This is a genomic window from Acidovorax sp. KPB24-03 (assembly GCF_057546605.1).
The window spans coordinates 1-1,162 of record NZ_BAAJYR010000707.1; the positions used below are offsets into that span (position 1 = coordinate 1).

Below are 1,162 nucleotides of genomic sequence, written 5' to 3' on the forward strand. Positions count from 1 at the left end.
GGCCGCCGCCGCCACGCCCGCCCAGGCGCGCGGCGCCAGGCGGTGGCCGAAGCACAGCGCGCCCAGCACGGCCGAGAAGATCGGCATGGTGTAGCCCAGGATGGCCGCGCGCCCGCTGGACAGCGACGGAATGGCCGTGATGCTGAAGGCGTGCCACAGCACCATGTTGACGAGCCCCAGGCCCGCCAGCGGCAGCCAGTACCTGCGCGGCACGGCGAACGGGGCCTTGAGCAGCCCCAGCGCCAGGGCCAGCACCGGCAGGCCGAGCCACAGCGAGATCGCGCGGAAGGCCAGCGGCGGAAAGCCCGCCACGCCGAGCTTCATGACCGGCCAGTTGAAGCCCCAGATGAGGGTGACGAGGATCAGGGCGACGAGCTGGCGGGGGGACAGGGCAGGCATGCGCGGCATTGTGCCGGGACGGGCACGGCGGCGCTCGCGGCGCCACCGGCGGCCCCGCCCCCTAAAATCGCGCCCCATGACCTTCATCGACATGCTGCAGGGCGCGGCCGCGCAGAACGACTCCATGCTGTGCGTGGGCCTGGACCCCGAACCGGACCGGTTTCCCGCAGCGATGCGCGGCGACGCCCGCAAGATCTACGACTTCTGCGCCGCCATCGTCGATGCCACCGCCGACCTGGCCTGCGCCTTCAAGCCGCAGATCGCCTATTTCGCCGCGCACCGCGCCGAAGACCAGCTCGAACGCCTGATGGCGCACATGCGCGCCACCGCGCCGCACGTGCCGGTGGTGCTGGACGCCAAGCGCGGCGACATCGGCTCCACCGCCGGGCAATACGCCCGCGAGGCCTTCGAGCGCTACGGCGCCGATGCGGTGACGCTCTCGCCCTTCATGGGCTTCGATTCCATCGAGCCCTACCTGGCCTACCACGGCAAGGGCGCCTTCCTGCTGTGCCGCACCTCCAACCCGGGCGGCGACGACCTGCAGAACCAGCGGCTGGCCAGCGTGGACGGGCAGCCGCTGCTGTACGAGCACGTCGCGCGCCTCGCCCAGGGCCCGTGGAACACCAACGGCCAGCTGGGCCTGGTGGTGGGCGCCACCTACCCCGCCGAGATCGAGCGCGTGCGCGCCCTGGCGCCCACGTTGCCGCTCTTGATTCCCGGCGTGGGCGCGCAGGGCGGCGATGCGGCGGCCACGGTGCGTGCC

General features: G+C 72.8%; 2 protein-coding genes. One reads left to right on the forward strand and one right to left on the reverse strand.

Going from position 1 to position 1,162, the window contains the following annotated elements:
* Positions 1-399: EamA family transporter (locus tag AC27KI_RS25375; protein WP_487116562.1), on the reverse strand; the 399-nt coding region annotated here is incomplete at its 3' end.
* A 76-nt stretch (positions 400-475) separates the two neighbouring features.
* On the opposite strand from AC27KI_RS25375, the gene pyrF reads away from it, so the two are divergent.
* A partial coding sequence (gene pyrF / locus AC27KI_RS25380; RefSeq protein ID WP_487116564.1) for an orotidine-5'-phosphate decarboxylase occupies positions 476-1,162 on the forward strand: 687 nt, incomplete at its 3' end.